This window comes from Vibrio sp. 10N.247.311.47 (assembly GCF_041467535.1).
Lineage (GTDB): Bacteria > Pseudomonadota > Gammaproteobacteria > Enterobacterales > Vibrionaceae > Vibrio > Vibrio crassostreae_C.
In genome coordinates this window covers 49075-74580 of record NZ_JBFSUR010000005.1, presented here as the reverse complement: position 1 = coordinate 74580, position 25506 = coordinate 49075, and the positions used below count along the sequence as shown (strand labels likewise).

General features: G+C 42.8%; 25 protein-coding genes and 2 pseudogenes. 20 read left to right on the top strand and 7 right to left on the bottom strand.

The window, feature by feature from the left end:
• Positions 1–84 precede the first annotated feature (84 nt).
• The gene (locus AB6E51_RS05100; protein WP_372058048.1) at positions 85–1110 is read left to right on the top strand and encodes a DMT family transporter; all 1026 of its coding nucleotides are present in this window, start codon (positions 85–87) and stop codon (positions 1108–1110) included.
• Between the two features lie 42 nt (positions 1111–1152).
• Here the strand turns inward: AB6E51_RS05100 and AB6E51_RS05095 are convergent, their stop codons facing one another.
• A complete protein-coding gene (locus tag AB6E51_RS05095) occupies positions 1153–4176 on the bottom strand; it encodes an HD domain-containing phosphohydrolase (RefSeq protein WP_372058047.1) in 3024 nt (1007 codons plus the stop codon).
• A 321-nt stretch (positions 4177–4497) separates the two neighbouring features.
• Between AB6E51_RS05095 and AB6E51_RS05090 the strand changes: the two genes are divergently transcribed.
• The 4 genes from AB6E51_RS05090 to AB6E51_RS05075 all read left to right on the top strand — a co-directional run bounded on the left by AB6E51_RS05090 (position 4498) and on the right by AB6E51_RS05075 (position 8083).
• Positions 4498–5244 (top strand): phosphatase, encoded by a 747-nt coding sequence (locus tag AB6E51_RS05090; RefSeq protein ID WP_017059533.1) that lies wholly within the window; start codon positions 4498–4500, stop codon positions 5242–5244.
• A gap of 144 nt (positions 5245–5388) precedes the next feature.
• Entirely contained in the window at positions 5389–5784 is a 396-nt protein-coding gene (locus AB6E51_RS05085) for a cytochrome b562 (protein ID WP_017059534.1), read from the top strand.
• A gap of 301 nt (positions 5785–6085) precedes the next feature.
• Positions 6086–6436, top strand: coding sequence for a hypothetical protein (locus tag AB6E51_RS05080; protein WP_017064798.1), 351 nt, complete (start codon positions 6086–6088; stop codon positions 6434–6436).
• A gap of 111 nt (positions 6437–6547) precedes the next feature.
• Complete coding sequence (locus AB6E51_RS05075) at positions 6548–8083, top strand: PepSY-associated TM helix domain-containing protein (RefSeq protein ID WP_372058046.1); 1536 nt, start codon at positions 6548–6550, stop codon at positions 8081–8083.
• Between the two features lie 94 nt (positions 8084–8177).
• Here the strand turns inward: AB6E51_RS05075 and AB6E51_RS05070 are convergent, their stop codons facing one another.
• Both AB6E51_RS05070 and AB6E51_RS05065 read right to left on the bottom strand, forming a co-directional pair.
• Entirely contained in the window at positions 8178–8561 is a 384-nt protein-coding gene (locus tag AB6E51_RS05070; RefSeq protein WP_017067620.1) for a VOC family protein, read from the bottom strand.
• A complete protein-coding gene (locus tag AB6E51_RS05065) occupies positions 8561–9493 on the bottom strand; it encodes a LysR family transcriptional regulator (protein ID WP_017059538.1) in 933 nt (310 codons plus the stop codon). Before AB6E51_RS05065 ends, AB6E51_RS05070 begins: the two co-directional genes overlap by 1 nt.
• Positions 9494–9948: 455 nt before the next feature.
• Here AB6E51_RS05065 and AB6E51_RS05060 point away from each other — a divergent pair, with 455 nt between their 5' ends.
• The 3 genes and pseudogenes from AB6E51_RS05060 to AB6E51_RS05050 form a co-directional block, all read left to right on the top strand.
• Complete coding sequence (locus AB6E51_RS05060) at positions 9949–11142, top strand: glycine C-acetyltransferase (RefSeq protein WP_017064793.1); 1194 nt, start codon at positions 9949–9951, stop codon at positions 11140–11142.
• Between the two features lie 110 nt (positions 11143–11252).
• The gene (gene tdh, locus AB6E51_RS05055) at positions 11253–12284 is read left to right on the top strand and encodes an L-threonine 3-dehydrogenase (RefSeq protein ID WP_017059546.1); all 1032 of its coding nucleotides are present in this window, start codon (positions 11253–11255) and stop codon (positions 12282–12284) included.
• 139 nt (positions 12285–12423) lie between these two features.
• Positions 12424–12564: pseudogene (locus tag AB6E51_RS05050) on the top strand (L-threonine 3-dehydrogenase); the annotation flags it as partial.
• 111 nt (positions 12565–12675) lie between these two features.
• On the opposite strand, the gene AB6E51_RS05045 reads toward AB6E51_RS05050, so the two are convergent.
• A complete protein-coding gene (locus tag AB6E51_RS05045; RefSeq protein WP_102332073.1) occupies positions 12676–13713 on the bottom strand; it encodes a tyrosine-type recombinase/integrase in 1038 nt (345 codons plus the stop codon).
• Positions 13714–13846: 133 nt separating this feature from the next.
• Between AB6E51_RS05045 and AB6E51_RS05040 the strand changes: the two genes are divergently transcribed.
• The 4 genes from AB6E51_RS05040 (at position 13847) to AB6E51_RS05025 (ending at position 18870) form a co-directional block, all read left to right on the top strand.
• Positions 13847–14227 (top strand): hypothetical protein, encoded by a 381-nt coding sequence (locus AB6E51_RS05040; protein WP_102332045.1) that lies wholly within the window; start codon positions 13847–13849, stop codon positions 14225–14227.
• A gap of 315 nt (positions 14228–14542) precedes the next feature.
• Entirely contained in the window at positions 14543–16669 is a 2127-nt protein-coding gene (locus AB6E51_RS05035) for a P-loop NTPase fold protein (protein ID WP_102332046.1), read from the top strand.
• Between the two features lie 443 nt (positions 16670–17112).
• Positions 17113–17955 carry a hypothetical protein gene (locus AB6E51_RS05030; protein ID WP_102332047.1) on the top strand — a complete coding sequence of 281 codons (843 nt, stop codon included), beginning with the start codon at positions 17113–17115 and terminating at the stop codon, positions 17953–17955.
• Between the two features lie 516 nt (positions 17956–18471).
• Positions 18472–18870: a hypothetical protein gene (locus AB6E51_RS05025; RefSeq protein ID WP_235612476.1), complete on the top strand. Its 399-nt coding sequence runs from the start codon at positions 18472–18474 to the stop codon at positions 18868–18870.
• 331 nt (positions 18871–19201) lie between these two features.
• Here the strand turns inward: AB6E51_RS05025 and AB6E51_RS05020 are convergent, their stop codons facing one another.
• Positions 19202–19828, bottom strand: a complete 627-nt coding sequence (locus AB6E51_RS05020; protein WP_102332048.1) for a phage repressor protein CI — start codon at positions 19826–19828, stop codon at positions 19202–19204.
• 91 nt (positions 19829–19919) lie between these two features.
• On the opposite strand from AB6E51_RS05020, the gene AB6E51_RS05015 reads away from it, so the two are divergent.
• The 5 genes from AB6E51_RS05015 (at position 19920) to AB6E51_RS04995 (ending at position 23022) form a co-directional block, all read left to right on the top strand.
• Complete coding sequence (locus AB6E51_RS05015; protein WP_029203682.1) at positions 19920–20132, top strand: hypothetical protein; 213 nt, start codon at positions 19920–19922, stop codon at positions 20130–20132.
• 114 nt (positions 20133–20246) lie between these two features.
• The gene (locus AB6E51_RS05010; protein WP_102332049.1) at positions 20247–20795 is read left to right on the top strand and encodes a phage regulatory CII family protein; all 549 of its coding nucleotides are present in this window, start codon (positions 20247–20249) and stop codon (positions 20793–20795) included.
• Between the two features lie 335 nt (positions 20796–21130).
• Positions 21131–21448, top strand: coding sequence for a hypothetical protein (locus AB6E51_RS05005; protein ID WP_102332050.1), 318 nt, complete (start codon positions 21131–21133; stop codon positions 21446–21448).
• On the top strand, positions 21445–22611 hold the full coding sequence (locus AB6E51_RS05000; protein ID WP_102332051.1) for a replication initiation protein: 1167 nt from the start codon (positions 21445–21447) through the stop codon (positions 22609–22611). Before AB6E51_RS05005 ends, AB6E51_RS05000 begins: the two co-directional genes overlap by 4 nt.
• Positions 22612–22785: 174 nt before the next feature.
• Positions 22786–23022, top strand: coding sequence for a hypothetical protein (locus AB6E51_RS04995; protein ID WP_102332052.1), 237 nt, complete (start codon positions 22786–22788; stop codon positions 23020–23022).
• A gap of 11 nt (positions 23023–23033) precedes the next feature.
• Here the strand turns inward: AB6E51_RS04995 and AB6E51_RS04990 are convergent, their stop codons facing one another.
• The gene (locus AB6E51_RS04990) at positions 23034–23606 is read right to left on the bottom strand and encodes a DUF2913 family protein (protein ID WP_102332053.1); all 573 of its coding nucleotides are present in this window, start codon (positions 23604–23606) and stop codon (positions 23034–23036) included.
• A gap of 140 nt (positions 23607–23746) precedes the next feature.
• Between AB6E51_RS04990 and AB6E51_RS04985 the strand changes: the two genes are divergently transcribed.
• The 3 genes and pseudogenes from AB6E51_RS04985 (at position 23747) to AB6E51_RS04975 (ending at position 24597) form a co-directional block, all read left to right on the top strand.
• The gene (locus AB6E51_RS04985; RefSeq protein WP_102332054.1) at positions 23747–24004 is read left to right on the top strand and encodes a type II toxin-antitoxin system Phd/YefM family antitoxin; all 258 of its coding nucleotides are present in this window, start codon (positions 23747–23749) and stop codon (positions 24002–24004) included.
• Positions 23992–24285, top strand: a pseudogene (locus AB6E51_RS04980) (type II toxin-antitoxin system RelE/ParE family toxin). The gene AB6E51_RS04985 and the pseudogene AB6E51_RS04980 overlap by 13 nt, the downstream one beginning before the upstream one ends.
• Positions 24286–24339: 54 nt before the next feature.
• Positions 24340–24597, top strand: a complete 258-nt coding sequence (locus AB6E51_RS04975; RefSeq protein ID WP_102332055.1) for a hypothetical protein — start codon at positions 24340–24342, stop codon at positions 24595–24597.
• Positions 24598–25173: 576 nt separating this feature from the next.
• On the opposite strand, the gene AB6E51_RS04970 is transcribed toward AB6E51_RS04975, so the two are convergent.
• Positions 25174–25389, bottom strand: a complete 216-nt coding sequence (locus AB6E51_RS04970; RefSeq protein WP_102332057.1) for a Fic/DOC family N-terminal domain-containing protein — start codon at positions 25387–25389, stop codon at positions 25174–25176.
• Positions 25390–25506 lie beyond the last annotated feature (117 nt).

Below are 25506 nucleotides of genomic sequence, written 5' to 3'. Positions count from 1 at the left end.
TTTTCCTTACAGTTATAGTTAATATTACTCGCTATTTTTCATTACGTCACGCCTCTAAAATAGATGTCATAGGAGGTGATAATTATGTCTGATATTACCAAGGCGACGACTTTCATGTTGTTGTCGACGTTCAGTTTGTCTTTAAGTGGCTTGATGGCCAAGTATCTATCTGAAGTGATGCCCACTTCGTTACTCAGTTTTGTGCGTTTTTTGTTACCCAGTCTGTTTTTATTTCTTTTCCTGACCTTTTACAAAATCAGCAAGCCGACACGAGAAATGTGGAAACCTTTGGTGATGCGGGCGATCTTTATGGTGGCGTGTCAGTGGTGTTTCCTTACTTCACTGCAAACCTTAACGCTTGTTGAAGGGGTTGTGTTGTTCAGTACGGGGCCTCTGTTTATTCCATTGTTAGAAAAGTTAATATTTAGAACCAAGATTCATACAACGACGATAGTGTGTTTAGCTGTCACCTTTGTTGGCGTAGTGATGATGGCGGGGGATTTGTCGCAGTTTGAGTTGGGTTCGGAGTTCTTTAGACCTGCGCTTCTGCTTGGGCTTCTCGCGGGGGTATTTAATTCTGGCTCGCAAGTGAGTTTGTACCGAGCGTCTAAAACCAGCCTGACTCCGGCAGAGCTTAACACGTGGACCTTTTTAGTTGCGGCAATTATTGTGATACCAATGGTGGTGTTTACTTCACTTTCTGCGGTGCCCGATGTGCTTGAAAGTGCTGAAAAAGGCTTCGTGTCGGCGTTACTGTCTTTTGACGATTTACGCTGGATTGTTCTCGGATCACTTGGTCTTGCAATGTTTACCATCAATACCCAAATCTTCCGTTCCAAGGCGTATAAGCTTGCAGACAGTGGCTCCCAGTTGGCACCTCTGATTTTTACTAACATGCTGTTTAGCGCGCTTTGGCAGGGCTTGTTCTTTGATGATGTGTTTTCTACACAGCAGATGATTGGCATTAACCTGATTGTTGTGGCGAGCATTACCAACACACTATTAGCGAAGAGACACAGCAAAGAAAAAGCCAAGCAAACGCCGCGAGTCACAGGGGCTGTAGCGACTGTAGTGGACGTTGCGGTGTTGGATTCTGCGGCTAAAAGCTAATCATTGACCTTATAGCCTAAAGACTAAATGGTTAGCTCAAACTTAAAATAATGAGCGTATGTACTCTTTTACTCGGTCGATGTGTTCGTGCGGGTCAATCTCGCAGCGTTGGTTCATTTCTAGGAATCGCTCAGCGTATTTATCGTAGATTTTGTTTTCCAAAAACAGTAAATACAACTTGGGATCGATATGACCGCTGGTGGCCATGTCGGTCATGATGTTGAGTGATTCGCTTAAGAGTTTACCTTTCTTATAAGGGCGATCACTAGAGGTGAGCGCTTCAAAGACATCAGCAATTGCCATTGCTCTCGACGGCAGAGGTAACTGGTCTTCGTTTAAGCCTCTTGGGTATCCCTTACCGTCGATACGTTCGTGGTGTCCGCTGGCGATATCCGGAATGTTTTGAAGGTAAGGCGGGTAAGGCAACTTGTTGAGCATGGTGAAGGTTTGGATAATATGATCGTTGATCATGAAACGTTCTTCATCGTTTAGCGTACCACGGCGTACTTTCAAATTGTGCAGTTCACCTTGGTTGTATTTAACTTCTCCGGGCTTAAGTACAAACGCTTCTTGCCATACATCGGCAGGGTTAAAGCCATTGTCCCAAGGTATTTTATGCTCCGGTTTGTCGGCAAGCAGAGGCTCCATGACAGGCAAACCCTTTTCCTGACTTGTTGGCTCAGTTCTCTCTTTCTCAACCGACTCTTTTTGGGTGTTAAATCTCTCTTTTTCAGACCAAGACAAACCCAATTGATCATCCAGTGTACGTTTCCATTGGCGTTTGGCTATTTGATCTAAGCGTTCTAGCTGCTCTTCCGTCATAGATTCGCCGCCAAGATTACACTCAGCAACGAAGGCAAACTCCTCATCCAGTTCAGACAGGCTTTGTTCGAGTATTTTGAGTTGTTCTTCTTGTAGTGCACCGTTCGCCATCGCTTTCCAGTAATCGGTTTCCGCTTGCTGTTTCAACAACTCAAAACGCATTCGCACTTCGTGGATTCGGTCGTAAATGGTTTCCAGTTTTGTTGCCTTATCTACCACATATTCAGGCGTGGTCACCTTGCCGCAGTCATGAAGCCAAGCGGCGAGCATCAACTCTTCCCACTGTTTACTGTCCAATGAGAATTGCGGGTAATAGCGGTCATCATCTATGGTTGCTTGAGTTAGCCATTTGGTGAGCTCAGGCACTCGTTGGCAATGCCCGCCCGTATAAGGTGACTTGGTATCAATCGCCGATGCAATCAGCTCAATAAAGGCATTAAGCATGTCTTTTTGTTGCTGCATTTGGTCGATGTTGTCTTTCGCTATTTCCGCAAAGCTGAGCAACTCTCTTAAAAAGGCGTGCTTGTCTGCCTGCATCTTGGTAATTGGTCTCTCATAGCCAATTGCCACAATCCCTACCAACAGTTTCTCTCGGTTTAATAGTGGAAATAGGTACAGGTCTGAATTGAAGATCGAATCTTGGTAATAGTTGAGAACATTGTCTTTTCGGTTCAAATGGATCGTCTCACCAGATTTAAGCTGACACAGCAACCAAGGCGTGTGTTTGATGAAGTCATTGATGTCGGCCTTAAAAGGAAGAATGGCAAGGTTGGCTGCCGTATCAAACACGTCTTTCTCTTTGGATTGAGTGAAAAGGACAATGGTTTCTGCTTTGGTAATTAAATAGCTTTGATGAGCAATGTTCTTGGCTAAGATCGAAAACTCCTGATTCCCGGCGGTGTCTCGAAGTAGGGTAATCAGATCATGAAGCGTGTGTTCCATTAGCTCAATCGAGTGGGCGAGGTTAGCCACTTCTTGAATCATGCTTTTGGGATAATGAGTACGCCTGAAGTCGAACCGAGCGATGTTGTCGGTGAGTTGCATCAGCGTATTGAGCGGCTGAGACAGTCGATTAGCAACAAACCATACGATAGCGAAGCAGATGAACAACATCCCAATCGCGACCGCAACTTGCTTGTCTCGCATCGAGATAAGATCAGCGAGCAGCTCATTGTGTGGCGTCGCTTCTGCCAAGTATAAGGTGACATTTTGAGTCAGTTGAACCGGCGTTAGCGTTAGTGCCCAAGTGTTTAAGTTGTACTCAACGTTTTTTAGATTGAGGTTAAACTTCTCTTCATCAGAGATAAGCGGCGCAATAACGGACGCTTTCAATGCTTCCATCTGTTCACGTTTGGGCACATTAAAGAAGCTTTGGTCTTGCTCACTGCCAGAGAGATTCCCCGTCGTTTGGTTGTTCGTTTGCTCAGTTTTACTTGTGTCATCAGATTGGGAGTCAGGCTTGGGTACTGATAGCTCAAGTTGATGCTGACCGAGAAGATTAAAATGTTGATCGAACAAGGCGAGTCGGGTTTGCGGAGAATAAGCTAATTCACTGATCTGAGAAGAGAGGGAACTCAACGTAAAGTCGGCACCAACCACATGCTTGCCATCGGCAGAACGCCTAGAGAGCGTAATACCATTGGTTTGCAGGAAATAGAACAGATAGGGTTCAGAGAATTGTATTGAGCCGTCAGGCTTTGCGTTACGAAACCAAGGACGAGTTGTGGGGTTGAACTTACTCTCTGCTTGTCGAGTACTGATCACTTGATGTGCGCCATCAAGATAGGTAATAAAGTTTTCACCGTCTAGATTGGTGCTGCTGACCATCATGGTCGCTTTAGCGGGCGCGCTGTTTTCGGCTCTCTGTTTATTGGTGCTTAATGGACGAAAGATTCTGAAGTCACCATCTTCAGAACCATAAAATAGAGCGACCAAATTGGTGTTTTGCTTGAAGATGATATCGACCGAAGCAAGCCAAGAGTCTTTTTCGACAGCGGAAGCTTGATGAGCAACAAACGGGCTCACCGCCATCACATTTAAGGTTGTGATAACAGGGGCAATGGCTTGTTTAAATACTGATTCCAGTTTGTCGCGGTGCTCATTACTGATCTCGCGCACTGTGCCTAGCAGCAGCTCTTGGGAGTGCCGATAACTAATCGAAATCAATACCGCACCGACAAGTGTTGTCAAAATTAGGAAAAGGCTAGTGATGTGGATACTCAGCGGATATCGTCTTCTTCTCATCTAACACTCCAGTTTGTAGGCTGGTTTAAGTATTGACGAACTTGGGTAGGTTGCAAAAAATTGGCGCAATTACCGAGTGTGTGCGGTTCGACTTAGATAAGACCAAGCGCTGGCTGGCTCTGGTTAGCCACGTATTCCCGTGTCGTGTAAATGAACCAGTAATAAACCTTTATGTTTGGGTGCTAATTGTCACTTTCAGCTGATAAACTGGCCGAATTGTTGCCATTAGGCATTCATTTTCTGAAGTATTCTTTTCCTGAAAGAGATTCAGAGTTACTTTCTGAAAAACGTATTTTGACCGAGCGAAGAGGGCATTGATTCATGGAACTCAAAGTAGATACTCACACCCACACATACGCAAGTGGTCATGCTTACAGCACATTGATCGAAAACGCCAAGTCGGCAAAGCAAAATGGTTTAGCCATGTTTTGTACTACTGATCATTCAGAATCAATGCCGGGCGCGCCACACTATTGGTTCTTCAGCAATCAGCGTGTGCTCCCTCGTTTTATTGAAGATGTCGCAATTATTCGAGGTGTTGAGTCAAACATCATGAACACACAGGGTGAAATCGACATTCATCCGAGTGTGGATAAGAACTTGGATTGGGTGATCGCGAGTTTTCATGAGCCAGTATTTCGCCCATCGGATGTCGCTACCCATACAGAAGCATTGTTGAATGTGATTAAGGGCGGTCGAATTGATGCGCTTGGTCACTTAGGCAATCCTAATTTTGATTTCGATTTCGAAGCTGTTATTCAATGTGCGGTTGAGAACAACGTGGCGATTGAGATCAACAACACCACACTCAAAGGCAATAGCCGAGTTGGCAGTGTTGACCGCTGCTATGAGATTGCAAGAATAGCGAAAGCGAAGGGTGCATTTATTACAACAGGCAGCGATGCGCATTTCTGTTTAGATGTCGGTGGCTTAGACTTAGTCGCAGCATTGTTAGATGAAGTGGGCGTAGATTCGAGTAAAGTGATTACCCATTCGCCAAAGCAGTTCCTAGCCTTTTTGGCCTTGCGCGGTCGTAATGAAATCCCAGAATATTCAGATCTTGTTTAAGAGAATGTCGGCGGGTTTGCATTTCGACACAATCAATTTTTGTGCCTGAAAGATTTTTGTATACACTAGCCGAAAATAATAAAGTCGAAGTGCCACAGTAATGACGGCTCTAACTTCAAAGACACCGCTTCACTTGGAGAAACAATGAAAACTCGCTCAATCCTTTTATCTGGCTTAATCGCTGCTTCAGTATTGTCTGGCAACGCATTTGCTAATGTAGACCTTAAGAAAAACATGCAAGAAATGAAGCTTGCGTTCAAACAAGCGGCAGAAGCTCAAAGCATTGAAGAGATGCAAAAGCCTATCGTTCGTTTAGATACGCTAGTGGCAGAGCTGAAAACGGGTGTTTACCCAGTCGAGAAAGAAGACAACTTCATGGAAGGCTTCAAAAAGATCAGTGCATCACTGGATAGCATTGAGCAGAAGCTAGACCAAGGTGACTTAGCGTCGGCACAGCAAGAACTTCGTACTATTGATGGCCTTCGTGAAGAGTACCATGAGAAGCGTAACCCAAGCATCTGGAGCAAGATCTTCGGTTAATTCGTTAATCATGAACGTTTGCTAGATAGGTAACAAAGAGCAAACCTCAAGATTCGATTTCTAAAACGCCGCCTTACATTACCCTCTTTCGAGGAAGGTGTAAGGCGGCGTTTTTATTGTCTCTTTTATCGAAAGCCTGCTGCAAAGAGATGAGTATTACTTTCTTAGTTTTAGTGTTGTAACCAGTATTTAACGAAAAAGAGTGTGCGTTAGCTTCAATTTTTTAACTTGCTGTTAATCTTTACGTTTACCTATATTCCAAGTCCCTCATAATAAGGGAAATTTATAAAGACTTGGAATAATGCGCCGAACCTCGTTCAACTTCTTCATGTTACTTGCAACAGCATTAAGCTGGGCGCTAGTGACATTAATGCCTGTTATCAATGCTCATGGTAATAGTGCGGGAGTATGGGCGTCGTTATGTACGGTCAATGGCTTTGAATTGGTTCAAATCGAAGAAGGCGAACCTAATACTCATAAAGGAAAGCCGTGTCCGTTTAGCCATTTTTCCACGTTTCACCAAGATGAACTTCCCACTACACTGCTGACAACTCGACTGAGTTCTATTGTCTCCGACAGCTACGCTTTTTTGGCTCTAAGCGAACGCTACACGAGGCAAGCCCCGCGCGGCCCTCCCTTTGTTATTGCTTAAACCTAACCCATTAAAATAATTAAAAAATAAAGTATTAAGTAAAGTTAAACATGCTCAGATTACTTTCTGATTTTTCAGAAGGTATGTTTGCGTGTGTCAAAGGAAATTATAATGTTGAGAAATGAATCTCAAACCCCTGCGAAAGCACAAGCAACTTCGCAGTCTAAAAGCAGTGCAACAACCGGTTCGGAAACCAATATAAAAAGCAAAGACCGCAATAAAACCCTCTATTTCCTCACATGGCGCTGGCACTTCTATGCTGGGCTATTTGTTATCCCGTTTATGTTAATGCTGAGCATTACAGGTTTGGTGATGCTGTTTGATGATGAAATCGAATTGACTTTCCACCACGAAGCCCTAGAGATTGTTGCATCGGGCGAGCCGATTAAAGTGTCACAACAGTTAGCTGCAGTACAACTTCAATACCCACAAGGTTCGGTTACCCAGTTTGTTCCGAGCAAAGCTCCTGATCGGGCTAACCGCTTTTCGGTAGCACTTGTAGACGGCACATCGGTCTTCGCCACGGTAAATCAATATACGGGCGAAGTGGTCGGAGAGATTCCGCGTAGCGACAGCCTGTACCAACTCGCGAATGACATTCACGGCACTTTGTTGATTGGTGATTGGGGTGATTATCTAATTGAAGTCGCAATAAGCTTGTCTATTCTGTTGCTCATCAGTGGTATTTACTTATGGTTACCTAGAGATAACGCGAGCCGCGCTGGTTTTCTTAAGCTTCGATTTGGTTCAGGAACGCGTATTTTAATGCGTGATCTGCATGCGAACATTGGAGGTGTGTTATCGCTCGTTCTGTTGTTGTTTATTCTGTCTGGATTGGCATGGACAGGTTTTTGGGGCGGTAAGCTTGTTCAAGCATGGAGCACTTTCCCTGCTCAAATGTGGGACGATATTCCGTTGTCTGATAAGACGCACGCTTCCCTCAACCATGGCTCAGAAGAAGAGCTACCTTGGAACTTGGAGCAAACACTATTGCCTTTGTCTCAAGATAAGCCAGCAGAACACGTTCATCATGTGGAAGAGGCGACGGAACCTCATGATCACTCTAAGATGGGTGAAGATCACTCTCAACATGTGTTGTCAGCAAGCAACTTCGACATTGATGACGTTACTGAAAAAGCATACTCACTTGGCTTTACACGATACAAGGTGAATTTCCCGCGTTCAGAAACGGGTGTTTACACGGTCACAGCCAACACTATGGGCGGTGACATCATTGATCCAACGCAGGACCGTACTACGCACCTCGACCAATACTCAGGTCGTATTTTGGGTGAGGTGACATGGCAAGATTATAACTTCATTGCCAAAACGTTAGCGGTAGGTATTTCATTGCATCAAGGTGACATCAGCATCATTAACAAGCTTCTAAATGCTTTGTTTTGTTTGGCGTTCATTGTTGTGTCCGTGACTGGCGGTGTGATGTGGTGGATACGTAGACCTTCAGGTCAAAGAAAGCTTGGCACGCCACCGAAGTTTGGCGATGCAGGGCTTTGGAAGACAGGTTTAGTGATCGTGATAGTTATTTCAGTACTGTTTCCACTGGCGGGAGCGACGATCGTGACAGCAATGCTGCTGGATTGGTTACTATTTTCACGCGTTGAGAAATTCAAGACGGCATTGAGTTAATTGATATACAAACTGACCTCCTTTTTGAGGAGGTCAGTTTCATTATTCAGATGACATGCTCTGTTTATTAAGAAGACGTTAGACTTGTACAGCTCTATATTTGATAAAGCTCTAACGGAAGCCCGTCAGGATCGGCAAAAAAAGTAAATGCTTTACCTGTAAATTCATCAATTCGGATCTGTTCGACTTCGACTCTTTGTTCTTCCAAATAGCTTTTGATTTGTTGAACGTCATCAACACAAAAAGCTAAGTGTCTTAGCCCTTGAGCTTCAGGAAAGCTAGGTCTTTCCGGTGCGTTAGGGAAGCTGAATAGTTCTATCTGAGCACCATTAGGTAGCGCTAAATCAAGTTTGTACGACTGGCGAGCCTCTCGATAGTTTTCGGCAATGATCTCAAGTTTTAAAATCTCGGTGTAAAAGTGCTTCGATGCGTTGTAGTTTGAACAGATTATGGCTGCGTGGTGTATTCCTTTCAACATCAGTTTATTTCTCCTGCCAACTTGTCACCTAAGTGCTCCATGGCGTAATCAATGAATACACGCAGTCGAGCGGGCATGTACTTGGTTTGAGCAAACTGCATCGCAATCGCACCATGGTAATTACTCTTGATGGTCCAATCTTCCAACACTTGTACTACAGACCCTTCAGCCAACGCATCTTGAATCACGAAGTCATGGAAAATACCGACGCCTAGACCTTCTTTCACACCTTTCAGTCGCATCTGCGAGTGGTTAACTGCGTAACGTCCACTGACGGGTACTGTGTGAAATTCATCATCTTTAAGAAAATCCCAAATGTGATCTTTGTCTGTCTCTGCAAGATACAAACAGTCGTGTTCAGACAGCTCGGTAGGGTGGTGAGGAATCCCCTTGGCATCTAAATAGTCAGGGCTTGCACACAACACGAGGTTTGTTTTTCCTAACTCTTTCAATACTAAGCTTTCGTCGGGCTTATCAGTCAGGCGGAAAGCAATGTCGATGCCTTGACGTAAAATATCGATGTCGCCGTCAGCCGCTCTCAATTTAAGTTGGATTTCTGGATACTGATTTAAGAATGGAACAACGAAAGGCTGCAATACCGAATTCAAGAAGGCTTCAGGCGCCGCTACCGTTATCGAGCCTGCAGGTTCGGTATGGTCGGAGGTAGACAGTTCAACGGCTTGTTGCGCTGCGTTGATCATCACCACACTCTGATCATAAACCAATTGACCCGCTTGCGTAATGATAAGGGTACGAGTGGTACGCTCAAACAGTTTCACCGATAGCGCTTTTTCCAAGCGGGTGATGAGCTTACTCAAGGCTGACGGTGTCACGCCTAACTGTTTTGCTGCAGCCGTAAAACTACCTTCGTTAACCACCAAAATGAACGAGGCGAGATCCGGAAGCAGGGCGATGAGTTTTGGGTTAATCATAAGTATCCAGTTAAGCTAGTTTCAACGATGAACTTAATGGTAATTGTGAGCGATTTACTCTGATTTGTGAATCAATTTCATTAATTGATTGACGTGATTGCTCTGATAGGTTGTTGTGTTTGAAGCTCATCTGTATAGCGGCGTTGCTGCTGCGCATTCTGAGATGAAAAATTGAGATTTGATATGAAAGCGAAATTAGACGGAAATTATAGCTAATTTGGCGTTTAAAAAAGCAGGTGAAGGGCGTTAATGTGCCCTATGTCACTGGGATGAACTATTATTAGTGCCTGTGATTCATTAATGTTTTTCCAACTAAAGGGATAATCGGAACGGGGATGTTCAACTAGAATATAGGCATAAGTTTTACAGTGTAAATGATCGTGTTGAGATCGTTTACATCCCTACATAAAGCGGCGCGCGATGCTGCTAAATTATAACTAGGAAGGAATGAGACAATGTCTTCTGCATTTTACCAACAGATTCAAACTCAAATCGAAGAAGTTAAAGAAGAAGGTCTTTACAAGTCTGAGCGCATTATTACTTCTGCACAAAAAGCAGCGGTTTCTATCTCGACTGGTGAAGAAGTACTAAACTTCTGTGCAAACAACTACTTAGGTCTTGCTAACCACCCAGCTCTTATCGAAGCAGCTAAAGATGGTATGGATCAGCACGGTTTTGGTATGGCTTCAGTACGTTTCATCTGTGGTACTCAAGATTCTCACAAAGAACTAGAGCAAAAGCTTTCTACGTTCCTAGGTAAAGAAGACACTATCCTTTACACATCTTGTTTTGATGCAAACGCTGGTTTGTTCGAAACAATTCTAGGTAAAGAAGACGCAATCATCTCTGACGCACTAAACCACGCATCTATCATCGATGGCGTTCGTCTGTGTAAAGCAATGCGTTTCCGTTACTCGAACAACAACATGGAAGAGCTAGAGCAGCAACTTATCGCTGCTAAAGAAGCTGGCGCTCGTCACACACTAATCGTAACTGACGGTGTGTTCTCAATGGACGGCGTAGTGGCTAACCTTCCTGCTATCTGTGACCTTGCAGACAAGTACGATGCACTAGTAATGGTTGATGACTCTCACGCAGTGGGCTTCATGGGCGAAAACGGAGCGGGTACTCACGAGTTCCACAACGTTGTAGACCGTATCGATATCATCACTGGTACTCTTGGTAAAGCAATGGGTGGCGCTTCAGGCGGTTACACTTCTGGTAAGAAAGAAGTGATCGACTGGCTACGTCAGCGTTCTCGTCCATACCTATTCTCTAACTCTGTTGCTCCTGCAATCGTATCTGCGTCTATCCGCGTTCTAGATCTTCTTGCGGAATCTGGCGACCTACGTACTCAACTATGGGAAAACTCTGCTCACTTCCGTACTCGCATGGAAGAAGCTGGCTTCACTATGGGCGGTGCAGACCACGCAATCATCCCAATCATGCTTGGTGATGCAAAAGTAGCGGCTGAGTTCGCTGAGCGCGCACTAGAGAAAGGCATCTACGTTGTAGGTTTCTCTTTCCCTGTAGTACCAAAAGGTCAAGCTCGTATCCGTACGCAAATGTCTGCTGCACACTCTCGTGAGCAACTAGACCGCGCAATCGATGCGTTCATTCAAGTTGGTAAAGACATGGGTATCATCTAATTTTAAAGGGATGCCACGAGCATCCTTTAATTAGATAGAACAACACCCAGTAGAACATATAGATTTTTGATTCTCGCCTTACAGTTAGGCGAGATGAACTAGGTAACATTATGAAAATTAAAGCACTTTCTAAGCTAAAGCCTGAAGAAGGCATTTGGATGACCGAGGTTGAAAAACCTGAAATGGGTCATAATGATCTTCTTATTCGTATTAAGAAAACCGCAATTTGTGGTACTGACGTACATATCTACAACTGGGATGAGTGGTCACAAAACACAATCCCAGTACCTATGGTAGTAGGTCACGAATACGTGGGTGAAGTTGTTGGCATTGGCCAAGAAGTTCGTGGTTTTGAAATCGGCGACCGTGTATCTGGCGAAGGTCACATCACATGTGGTCACTGTCGTAACTGTCGTGGCGGCCGTACTCACCTTTGTCGTAACACAACAGGTGTTGGTGTTAACCGCACTGGTGCGTTCTCTGAGTTCCTTGTGATTCCTGCGTTCAACGCATTTAAGATCCCTGCAGAAATCTCTGACGATCTAGCTTCAATCTTTGACCCGTTTGGTAACGCAGTACACACAGCACTTTCTTTCGACCTAGTTGGCGAAGACGTGCTAATTACTGGTGCTGGCCCAATCGGTATCATGGCTGCAGCTGTTGCTAAGCACGTTGGTGCTCGTCACGTTGTAATCACTGATGTAAACGAGTACCGCCTAGATCTTGCTAAGAAAATGGGTGTGACTCGCGCAGTAAACGTGATGGAAGAGAAGCTTGAAGACGTAATGTCTGATCTTGGCATGACAGAAGGCTTCGATGTAGGCCTAGAAATGTCTGGTAACCCATCTGCGTTCAACAGCATGCTGACTAACATGAACCACGGCGGTAAGATCTCTCTACTAGGTATTCCACCATCAGACATGGCGGTAGACTGGAACCAAGTCATCTTTAAAGGCTTGGTTATCAAAGGTATCTACGGTCGTGAGATGTTCGAAACTTGGTACAAGATGGCTTCTTTGATTCAATCTGGCCTAGATCTAACACCAATTATTACTCACCATTACAAAGTGGACGACTTCCAGAAAGGCTTCGACATGATGCGATCTGGTATGTCTGGTAAGGTGATTTTAGACTGGGAGTAGGTTACTACCGGTTTTGAATATCAGAAGGCAACAGGTAAAACTGTTGCCTTTTTTGTCGCCATTCTGTAGCCATTCTGTAGCCATTTTTAATTGGTGATAAATTTAATCTATTGATATTTAATGGTTATTTTTGTTTTTGTATATAGTGGCAAGTTTGATTCAGTCAGGGTTAGACCTGTCACCAATCATTACTCATCACTTTAAAATTGATGATTTCCAAGCAGGCTTCGATGCTATGCGTAGTGGGCTTTCTGGCAAGGTTATTCTTGATTGGGAATAGATAAACTCAGGCTCTAAATAGTAAAAGGCGACAGTGAAAACTGTCGCCTTTTTGACTAATAAAACCGCTAAATAACGGTCGATTACAGTGTGTGTCGCCATTTTGTCGCCATTAATTTTCTAATGGGTTGAGGTGTACCGCTTGTATCAAATGTTCTGGTGCAAAATGTGAATACGCCATTGTTTGCTCAATTTTAGTGTGTCCAAGAATACGCTGTAACACCAAAATATCCCCTTTGTTCATCATAAAATGCGAAGCAAAAGTATGCCGTAAAACATGCGTCGCTTGTCCACTCGGAACGTGGCCAGGTAGAGCCCTTTTAATGTAGCGCCAGGCATCCTTGTAAGTAGTGTTGAAAATTTCATGGTTGCTCACCGCGATATCTAAGATCTCTTGATATAAAGCAGGTGAGATGGGCACACTTCGATTTCTCTTACCTTTTGTCTCGGTGTAAGTCAGTTTAAATTCAGCTACCTGTGAACGGGTAAGAGTTAGAGCTTCACTTATACGGGCACCGGTGGCTAAGCAAATCTTAGAGATTACAATGAGCTGTGGAATTGAGACTGTAATGACTCGATTGCAATTTTTCAGGTTAACTAAGAACTCTTCAATTTGTGGCTTGGTTAGATATGCTAGGTTCTTCTCACTTGTTTTGATTGTTTCGATAGCTTCAAGTGGATTGGGGTATTTCCATTGATTGTACTTAATTAGTTTCTTGAACATTCCCTTTAGATAAATCAATTCCGTGTTATGTGTTGTTGGTGAAATCTTAATAGATTTATTTTTGCCACGGTAGGGTATTCGCGCTGCACGATAGTCTAAGTAGTCTCGTTCTTTAAAGTGGGAGGCAATTGGATTTCCTAATTCTTCAATTGTCTTGGCTATTAGATCCCGAGCTTGTTTACCCGATTTCAACGTATGACCGTGTATGGTCCACCAAGTGTCTAACAGTTCGCTCATTCTACGGTGATCGGGTTTACTTCCCATCCATGGCTTATCGTCAATCTCCTTCATAGTGTGAAGCTCAAAAGCCTTTGCTTCGCCCTTAGTCGTAAACTTTTTACGAACACGCTTCCCCGTTCGCCCATTCGGGTAACATTCGCAGAGCCAAGATTTAGTAGAACCATCTTTTAAATTGCGGATAGACATAATAAAGCCTAAAATTACTGTATATAAAAACAGTATAATTGGGGCTAGAACGTAGAACAATGTTTTATATCGGACAAAAAGCACAGGTTAGGCTCCTATCTCAAAGTGCTAAGAAAGCTAATAGGTTATTGCTATGTATCAATCAATTCATGTGACTGCTGGATACAGTCACTTCAAAATTAACAGTGATGGTCCAATTGGGGTAAGTAAGAAGAACCAAGGGATGATTGATGCAGTTTTGAAGCTAGGTAACCGTTTTACTGCGCCATTTGGTGGGTTTATAGAAGCAGAGAACGTGATCGGTTTGAAATGGGTGAAGCTAGTTGATATTAAATATCTGTGCACCGATGAGGAAGCCGAAACTATCGAGTACGTGATACAAAAAGACCACTATGTAGTGGGGACGTATCAAGACCGGAAGTTGTATATTTTATTGTTTGGTGGAGAGCCAAAACACCATCAGATTAAAGGTCTTGAACAAGATGGGAAAAACAATGTGTTTGGGTTGTTTTAATGTAGAGGTGATAATTTATAAATCAGTTAGACCAGAAACTTACAGTCCGTACTGTCGGCTTGATCTTCTAAATTAGCAAGTTGGCTAGCTCATTTTTGCCCCAAACTTGTTTAGAGTAATTGCTCGTAACATTTATTTTGTAATCTGTTTGCTCTAATTTTTCTCACGCATACTTATGTACTTGGTTGTGCATGTTACTATGTTGAGCTGCTTAGTTCTGGATATGCATATCCAGTCACTGAACTTTTTATCGAAAACTTGATAATTGCTTTAATGAGATATTAAAGCTCTTATACTCCTTATTTTGTGTGATATATGACTAGTTATAACAATGACCAACCTATTGCGTCTGAATGCGAAGATAAACTAAATAGACAACATTTTGCAAAAGAAATAGCTAGCCTTTTAGTTCTTGAAGCCGATGCTCCATGTTTGACGGTTTCTCTGGAAGGGAAGTGGGGACAAGGAAAGACCTCAATATTGAACATGGTGCAGGAAGTCTTTAGTCAAATGGATTTTCCCCCTGTTTTAGTTCAATACAACGCTTGGGCGAACGGTCAATCCGAGTCGTTACTTCAGGATTTTTTAATTCAGTTTACTTCTCAATTGGGCCTTGCAGATCATGCAGAAGAAGGAAAGCGAGTAGCTGAAGAACTTCTTTCTTATTCTAAGTTGTTTAGCGTAGCTAAATTGGTTCCTGGTGTGGAGCCGTGGGGCAGTTTAGTCGAAAACGTATTCAAGGGTGTCGGAGATGCAACACAATCGCTTAGTGACTTAAAGGAATTAGATATTGCAGGTAAAAAGGCACGAGTAGAAGAAAGCTTAAGAAAAATTGATAGGCCAATCGTGGTCATTATCGATGACATAGATCGTTTAACTCCTAAGGAGTGCTTTCAAGTTCTTCGTCTGGTAAAAGCTGTGGCTGACTTTCCTAGAACAGCGTTCATTTTAGCATTTGAACCTAATTACCTAGAGTCGGTATTGGCTTCTAATAATATCGACAATGCAAATGAGTATATAGACAAGATTGTGCAGTTGAGGATTCCACTACCAACAATCACAAGTAAAGATCTAGATGCGCTTGTAGATAGACATTTTGATATGATGGGAGATAACTTCTCTCTTGCCCACTACCAAGACGAACAGAATCGATTAGCATATATTTATCAACGATATCTACGATACATAATCACCAGCCCGCGTGACGTTAAGAGAGTGTTTAACCACTTTAAATTCGTCTACAACCTTGTTCAAAATCAAGTGTGTGTCACTGATCTCTTTGTTTTATCAGTTGTCGCAACAAAAGCCCACAAGATATATAGCCATATAAAGTCAAATCCAGCTCTGTATGCAGGTAAACGCAACTCTGGCTATTTTGATTATGGGTCACTTGACAAGGAAAAAGCGGCAGACCTTTGTAAGCAGCAACGCCTTAGTATCTATAATGCACTTTTGATTAATGAAAACAACGTATATGAAGACTTACTGAAGGAAATTTTCCCTTCGCTAGATTCAAAAAGCTACCAAACTTACGAAGTTTATGACGCTGATGCTTCAGGAAGAGTGGATCATATCAGTAGACTCTCTACAGCGCTCCATATTAGTACACCAAGAGGCTCGGTTTCAGACCAAGATGTGGCAACTTTTATTGAAAGCTCTGGTCAACGTATTGATATTCTTGAAAGCGCAATCTCCAATGGAGCTATCAAAAGGTTTCTTGAGTTATTCGAAATGTTTTTGGACAGAAGAAAGTTTAATGATGATGAACTTCTCCTATTAATTCGAGTTATTGTGGACACATTGTTGTCAGAAGATCTACTTGATGGGTTTGGTATTTTACACTCAGGGCTATTTGCTGAGAGCAATCTTTACGGCAATATCTGTAGGTTACTCAACCGAACTTTACGCGAATCAGAGAACAGAGAAGCTTTTGTTTGCTCAGTCATGCAAGAGTGTGTTCTGTTACCGTTTGTAGCTAGTTCAATCGTTCTGCTTAAAGCTCAATATAATGAAAGAAATTATGAACCTCCTTGGCTAGATGAAGAAACAATTAACAAAATGATTAAAGAATATATTCCTAAAGCTCGCGCAGTTTTACTTGATGATGTATTTCAATCAAAAGCTTTGGAATATCAAGTAATTAAACCATTGTGGCGTTATGATGAGGATGCAGCACTAAGTATTATTAAGGAAATAGGCCAAGACAATGTCTTCAGAGTTGGCTGGTTCCTTTTAGGGCAGATTGGTTCAGATAGTGTGAAAGGCCATTATCTCTCGGTAAATCTAGATAAAGCATGTAGTGTACTCAACTTAGATAGGCTCAAAAAAGAATCTCAGACTGTGAAAGAAAGTGAATTGTCTCGAGAAGATATCGTCATTGCACGTTCAATTGTTGATGGAAAAGCACACTACTTAGCTGACGGTGAGGTAGTTATAGATTAGCTACACAAGAGTTCAAGATCTCACTTCCCTCATCTTAACCAACCGAGCTAGAGCTTCTAATCTAGCTCATTTTTGTCCAAAATGTCTGAATCTGAATCTGAATCTGAATCTTAATATTTGTCATTCTCTAGCTCGAAAATGCCCCAAGATCGTTCAGAGTTAATACTCTATATATTTTAACGGCGTGTATTTCCCCTATCAAATCTAATCCAATTCATCAGGATTAGACCATGCGTACTTGAGGCATGAATTTGTTGAAAATCATATTGCTCAATATCGCTGGAATCAATTGAGAACTTACTTCGGCAAGTTCTGAAGTTCACATCCTAGGCGCAAGGCAATACGGGCATTAGATTGAGCGTGAGTATCATTAGCGTTATGATTGGTTGCATATAATTACAGAAAAAGTCCGTCGATAAAGCGCTGACTGTATAGGAGGTTTCGTGGATAGAGAAAAACTGTTTTCGTTTTATGAAAAAATTTACTTTCATGAAATGGAAACACGCGAAAAAATATTTACCCGTATTCAAATAACTTTTGCTCTATTTTTTACTGGGTATTCAATCGCCAGTTACATGTTAAGAATGCTTGATTTCACCTCATATAAGGAGGTGGCAACAACATTCGCAGCGTTAACAATTGTAAGTGGTTTTATTTCTCTAATCGGTGTTCGACATTTGGTTATTGCTTTTTGGGGAAGTGAATACAAAGGAATGTCGAGTCCATTAGAAACGGATAATTATCGCCTAGAGGTGCAAAAGTACGCGTCTTCGATTTTCGAATATAATGAACAATATCCCGATAATAAGCAGCCGATAGTCGATGTAGATGACATGGTTTCACAATTCATCTATGAACAATTGAGAGATTGTTCTTCTCACAATACCAAAGTGAATGATTCTAGGTTCGCACACACCCACAACTCTATTAGGTGGCTTTTAGTTTCAGCTATTCCTTTTTTAATAGCGAGCGCGCTATTTGTAAGCTTTGACCTTGATACATCATCACCACGTAAAGAAACCCTGATATATAATCGCTCGCTTGTTGAAGAAGTTGATAAACTGAGTCATAACATAGAGCAGGCAGCCTCAAATAACCAAAATTTCCAGGAGGATCAGAGAGAATGGCTACAAACTCAAAATCAGGTGTTACACCACCTCCGCCAAATGCACCAACAGCTCCAAAACCAAGAAAAATTATTGAAAATGGTAAACCACCAAAACGCTAAAGAGGACTTGAACAATGTCGAACAAGAAAAACCCACCACCACCGCCGCCACCAAGTAAGCCAGATACACGTTCAGTATTAGGAAGTGTCCCGCCTAGAGACAAAAAATAATACAGTTAACGAATAAGGATTTAGCGTTGCGTAGCCAACGTTAAATCCCAGATGTTTAACAAGCCCGAGTTGCTATATAAGTAAATTGTGCAATCTGCTCTAAAGGTTGGCGGCCTTGATGCTTTTCTCAAGGCGAGTAAGCTCACCGAATGGCAGAGACTTCATAGACCTAAAGTTTTACTTATGGCACTTTTCTAAAAAGTGCTAGCTCAGATCTGCCCCAAAATCACTTAGATTAAAGACTCTACACTATTAAGAGGGCGTGCGTTTACCCTACTAAAACTTATTCGATTGAGCTGATAACTCATCATTCCGTTACTAGGTGACATCTTGTACGCTAACTCCCCTTTATGTGGCATAAGGTATTGATTGTCAGTTGAGTTAATATGAAAATGAATGCCTCACCTAAGGATGAAAGACAACAATTTGTTGTCTAATAAGCGTTAGGGCTCTAGGAGAATACGGTGTTAAACAAAGATATCGCTAAATTTTCATACAAGTGCATGTCCGATTCTAAATGGAGAAAACTGTTCGGGGTTGTTAATGACTCAAGTTTGAAAATGGTACAATGTACGTGGAAACTTGTGGGTGAACAGCAATGCCGAAATGGCTTCGTTCCCGATTTAGAACAACTTGGTGACAATTACGTAGGCGACTGCGGCGCTTTGAATGGTCCTTTTGAATTCAGGCGTATTGAATGGCTTTTATTGCCTTATCGAGTTGAGTTTAAGCCATATAAAAATGCACCAACGCAATACAAAACGCAGGATTTAACGCCAATATTAGAGCATTTAAATATGCTCGGGAGTTTCGAAGTAGAGATGGACAAGGTAGGGTTGAGAATATATGGCTACAAGCCCTAACAAATAAGGATTAAGCGTTGCGTAGCCAACGTTAAATCCCAAGTGTTGAACAAGCCCGAGCCTCTATATAAGTAAATTGTGCGCCCTGCACTTATTGATAATTTGCTAATTTAGAAAAAGTGCTAGCACGTTTCTGTCCAAAAATGTTTCAGAACTACTTAGAGATTGCACAACGACCAATACTGGGCCAAAGAAGAAGACTGCCATAAGGTAGCCTTTTTCTTTGCAAGTGCCACTCCCCAAGAGGGGAGGCTGATAAGAGGCTCGTTAAGTATCGGTGACGCTATTAATCAAATTAGCTGCAGTGCTCTCAAACAGGTGAGTGCAACAGTTAACGCTTTTCCATTACTAACGCGACTCTACCTACAACCCTTACTTCATCTTCTTCGACGGTTAGAATCGAACCGTTAAAGCTGATTGCTAGTTTTTTGCCTGGTAAGCGCTGGATGTCGTTTAGCGAGAGTAGGCCGTCCATATTAACTAGGTATGTACCGCTTACTGCTTGGTGAGATTCTTTATTTATAAGGAACGTAGTAGTTCCATCTTTGATTGCTATTACATTACTCACATCTAACTCGTCTAGAAGAGTTTTATCGAATGCAAGTATCCCTTTCCCAACCAATTTACCGTCGTCAATAGAGAAACAGTCGATATCGAAAAGAGTTTTCGATTCGTTCTTCTTATTAATATGCTTTTGGGTTGGTGTTTTAGGGTACGGTTCGCCTTTATCGAGAAGTAACCATTCAAGTGAGACTCCAGTGCTCAAATGAGTCCTCACTGCAATTTCAAAGGGAGTAAGGTTTCTCTGTCGCCAAGTCGCGATTGTTGATTTTGGGATGCCAAATACGTCTGCTACATCCTGTTGGCGGTCTGAATTCGTGATATCTATCAACTTCTTGATAATATCCCTACCTCCCAAATACGATATTTGGTCTATTTTAAGTTGCTTGTTATTCATATGTGATCAATAATCGCAATTGAGTTCGGAATGGTGGGGTGCAACTCGTCATTCCGAAATTAAACATTCAATGACTAAACAGGATATCATTATGCTCTCATATCAAGTAGTCCTAAATACGCCTTTCATGACGTACGATCAATACTCTCAGTTCTCTGGAATGCCGAAGCGCACCATTATGGATTGGGTCGCTGATGGTCGCTTACCTATTAAAACTAAAGCAAAAGGTAAAGAAACCCCTCTCATCAATATGGTCATGTTGCTAGAAATGGCAACGCGTGAAACGTTGGAGAGAATGGGGTAAGTAGCCATGTGTTTATCTTTCATAATTTCGTCCAAAGATTTTTGTCCGTTGGGGCTAAACATTCTTGGTTGGAGTTTCGTTGTCGTCTCGTTTGTCTTCAAGTGAGTATTGGTTATGAACGGAACTGACTCAATAGGCGAGTTCTCTCGCACAAAACAAGGGGCCTTTAATGAGGCGTGTTGCGTGTTTGCTAGGTCAGAGAATATGGCTAGGCTGGCAGAGGTTATAGGGATGAGTCCGACCATGCTGCGGAATAAACTTAACCCTGAGCAGCCTCATGTCCTGAGTTGTGTTGAAGCCATCACTCTCGCCAAAGTGAGTGGCAATCATACCATCGTAAACAGCTTGCTTCTTGGGTTGGGGGTGGTCACCGCTCATATAACATCTGATAGCACGGAAGACACCTTTGTTCAAAGCGCATTAGAGAACTCGATCTATTCGGGTGAATTGTCTCGAATGGCGTTGGAGTATGCAGGAAATCATCGCCTAACTCGCACTCAAAAACATAAGATTATTCATACCGCGCACACCAGCATCAGCATTCAGGTAAAACTCATCAGGAGCCTGGAAAAACTGAATCAAGGTGGTTGTCTGCTTAAAGCCATAGAGGAGGCGGCAGACGCTAATGGTTTATTTGTTTCAAACATCAATTCGGAGCAATGATGTCTATTACTCCGTGCGATAAGTCATGTCCTGAAACGTCTGGTCATGGATTGACGGAGGAAGATAAGCGTAGAGGCCTTAGGTATATCAGGCGTATTCGACGCGAGTTATGTGATCGTCAACTTTCTTCATTATGGGTTGAGCAGGCGAGGTTAATGACCCAATTAAGGCGTTCGAACCATGTGTTTGAACAAGTACGACTGCGAATTCGTTTATTCGGCCTTGAGAAGCGAATACAAAGAATCAGACAACGTTGGCTTTGACGCATTTTAATTTTCCAGAGTTGCGTTATTGGTTTCTCAGAAGGTGAGCGTTATTTAGCCGAGGTCAACTTTATGAATCATCATGTGTTTGCGGTCGTACAGGGTAAAGTTATTCAAACCAGTATTGAAGCAGTCTTCAATTTAGTCTTAAAAGGTAAAGAAGAGTGGCGTGATGCAGTCTGTTGTCCTTCGAAAAGGCGTTCGATAAAAATTGACACCCGTGGCGGCTACGAAAGCTCGAAAGGAATGGCTTTGACTGGCTCTCAAATCTTGTCAGAGAGAGTCAAGAGGACTGATTCAGTAACGGCGCTCAACGCTCAAGACAATCTCTCTTGCTTTGTTTTTTCTAAAGGTGAGTATGGGCAAGGTGCACCGAGGGTGATGAGATGACGGCTCACTCTGAATACGCTGCGTCTTCATCCATTTCGTGTTTGAGTCGGCTACTTGAGGAAGCGCCTTATTTTTCGAGGTGCAGTGACAATAAAACCGCGATGCTCATCAGACCTCGAAACTATGCGGTCAGATGGCCGTATATGCAGGTTAATCGTAAAGATATGCAGGCGTGGATGGTGTTTGACATCGATCATGACCATCGAGCTGTCCCCAACCTCTATATTTGGCAAGATGAAGGCTTGCCACCCCCTAATCTAATCGTTCGAAACCGCACCAGTAATAAAGCCCACCTTTTTTACGCTATTGTGCCGGTTTGCACCAGCGATCAAGCACGATCCAAACCCATTCAGTACCTCAAAGCCATTTATCGCGCCTTAGCATTACGACTTGAGGCGGACTTGAGTTATTCAGGCCCTGTTGCCAAAACGCCCTTTCATCCTTGGTGGCAGACGACCGAACTCCATCGGAGTGTCTATGAACTCAATGAGTTAGCGGATTCTCTTGAGCTGGAGACAACGCGGCCATGGCTTCGTCAAGATACTGATGTCTCTTATTCTCGAAACTGTACTTTGTTTGAACACACTCGCCGATACGCGTATGACATTGTCGACGAAGAAAGAGAAAAGGGCAGTTATACGAGCTTTAAACGCCGTGTCGAGAGTTTCGCTCATTATAAAAATACCGGCACCCCGGATAAGCCGCCTCTGAAGTGCTGTGAGGTGTTGGCGGTGGTGAAAAGTGTTTCCCGTTGGACCTGGGATAAATATTGTGCTCGGTCAGACTGCCAACGAGGTGTGATGAGGTTGGATAGTGGATTAAGTCTGCAGGAAAAGCAGCGTAGAGCGGCCAGAAGAACCCATAACCTTCGTAGGACGAAGACCACTCGCCGAATTATCCGCACATGTCAGGTTTTGTTACGCAAAAATCAGGAGCTCACCATTGGTTTGGTGGCGCGTAATGCGGACCTGTGTCGCCAGACCGTCAGTCGTTACATCTATTTGTTTGAATGGGTCAAGTCTGCTTTATCCGAAAATAGGCAAAATGGGCCAGAGCATCGTGGTGATTATGCTGTTCATCAGATATCTGCCCCTATAACGTTATACTGGGCGGAGTATGAAGTAGGGAAGAAGAAGGCGGTGCTTGAGTCAGCTTTTCCTTGAGTTGAAGAATAATGAGTAACTATCGAGTCAAAATAAGATCTCTTGGTAAATTTAATAATGAGTTTGAGTCGACATAACCCCATTTTATGCGATTAATGTCTCAATTCGTGCAAATATGGATTTACACACCCCAGATTGCTGTATATCTATACAGTACATAAAGAGGGGGGATTTATGTCTTTTAAAGATACAGAGACACTGTCAACAGGAATTGAATTCATTGTTGAAGCCGTGGCGGTGAAGACAAATGGCCAAGATCATTCAGCGTTAGGCTTATACCTGATCAGCTTACTGCTCGAAGATCAAAAGATTTCCCTTGATTGTGATGATAAAAGGAAAAGGCCGGTAGTACCACTTGGTAAGTCGCGTCAAACACATCTTGATATGGGTTGGAAGTGCCCTGCTTTTTAGATTTGGTTGTGTTAGCTAATTGGGTGAACTTGATAGTGATAGTTCTTCAACTCTTCACTTGTTTGGCACAACTCAAATGTGAAATAAGGCTGGGTGACTAAGCACTGAGTGAACCTGTCTAATTCATTCGTATGTATAAACAGCGAAATTGGTGCAATCTGACGGTTTTCATTATCGAAGCAGTTATCGATATGTGCTCTGTCGATATAAACAACGTCCATTTCCTGTTTAGGGGTCTCTTCAATAAGTTTTGTTTCTAATCCGCTCTTCTCGAAGTGTTCTAACAAGGCGTAAAGCTTATCAACGTCGTTTTGACTTTCTATCGCTGAATATTGAGATAAAACGCTCTCTAAGTGTTTTTCGATTGAACCAAACTTATTCTTCATCAAACAAACCGTTTTAAGCTTTTTCTTGATAATGCTATATCGAGCTTGTTTGATTTTTGGCTTCAAGAATTCAATGATGATTTTGTTTCGTTGCTCTTCTTTAACAAAGTGACTGGCAACGTTTACTTTGAAGTAAAGGTGGAGAAGAGTGTTTTCGAAGGTCGACTTAAGAAGTTGATGATATGAATGTTCTGACATTGTTCACATTGACTATTTATTGGTGAGGGTATCTTATCATAAGAATAGCAAGGCTCTAAGGTCGAAACCAAAGTGACGCAACTTGCTACAGTGAAAACGATACAATATATCACTTTATTGGTCTGCTTTTTGAGTAACTTATGAAAGTCGAGCTCGTTACTTCCCTTAAGCGTCAAGCCACCAAAACCCTCGCGGAACTACACGATACCAAAGAGCCTGTGTTAATCACCGAATATGGCAAACCTTCCGCGTATTTGGTTGATGTGGACGACTATCAGTTTATGCAAAACCGTTGGGCTATCCTTGAAGGGATCGCTCGCGGTGAGCGCGTCATCTCAGAAGGCACGTCACTGAGACATGATGAAGCTAAGGACAAAATGTCTAAATGGCTGAAGTGATTTGGAGTGAGCCCGCGTTATCTGACCTTAAGATATCGCGGAATACATTGCCCTTGAAAATCGGGTTGCGGCCAGGCAATTGGTTTAAAATATTTTCGACGAAGTTGAAGGCCTCAATGACTTTCCGGAGTCTGGGCGCCAGCCTCCTGAGCACCTTAATTATAGTAAAGTCGTATCAACCCTTGTCGCGTTTTTTACAAGCAGAGGGTGACAAGGTGTACATCTTGTTTGTAAGGCGCGCGGAGCGAGGTTTACGTCGATTTTTGCTGAGCAAACAGTAAAGCGTTTGTGCCACTTCTGATAAGCTGATGGCCTACATCTATTAAGGCATGAGCGTGGCGAAAAAGAAAAAAGCACTCCAATCTAGACGCATCACCCAACCAGGACCTTCGTGGACGGAGGCCAAGCTAGTCACCATTCGACGACATCGTATCGAGGGCACATTAAGCTTCGGGGTGTCGACCATCTCTAGACAGCAAGTCTTACCCGATTACGAACGTGTATGGGAACAAACCATCGTCGAAGAAGCTTACCAACAAGCGATTGTCGAGTTGTTAGATCAGGGCGAGGTCGTGTTAAGAGTAGAAGACTAAATGGGCTGCTCATTGGGATGTTTTCTTTCGGGGATTGCCTTTCAAAAAATTTTTTCCGAAACTTGTAGACTACAGCGTAGTCAACCTTAGTACCAGAGAATCGGGTGTGGGTGGTCTAAATACTCAATGCGTTTATTTACTATATCCGCCGTCTTCCCATTCTTTGCAATACCGTCTTATTAATAACCGAAATGAGAAATCGATGGTGCTCAATGGCGAGCCAGCCAGGTGCTCCTGAGTTTGGTTGTTAAATCTATGGGGTAGAAGGTTCACTCCTTTTTCTTGGCACTCTGTAATAGTCGCAATGAACAATGGGATTTCACTTCCAGGGTTTTGTCAAATTCTGCCCAAGGCGCGATTTGTTGGGGCGTGACTCAATTTTGCTGTGGCGCTCAACCTGTTGGCGATGCTTCTCACGCCAGTAGGTAAAACTGAGCAATTCTTTGGGATTAAGTTCGCGCGCGGTCGACATTGATTTTAAAATCATCCCAATGATGCTCCAGCGGTAAATAACCATGCGCGAGAAGGCTGTTTATTCCCTGGGTTATCCTTATTACTGGTGGCGTGTAAATGCTTTCACTCGTACGTTGATTCTTTAAGCTCGTTCTTATGATCTACGGACGTCGACTTGTTTGTCGATATGCTCGCTCCAAATACGGCACTTGAGGAATCAGATTTATGCTTAAACAGTGTACCAGTCGTAGTTACAATATTTTCAATTTCAGAACTCGACTTTGATTCTAGTCTTGAGGTTAGGTTAAACAACAGGTATTGGTTGGTGAGAAGCCTAATAACTTAATTCAACGTGGATAGAGCTCTCGCGGCTGGTGCCATCTTCTTTAGGGTTTTTATAGCCTTGATATTATTGATTAGTAACGGCTGGATAACTTTTAATGAAAAGTGTATTAC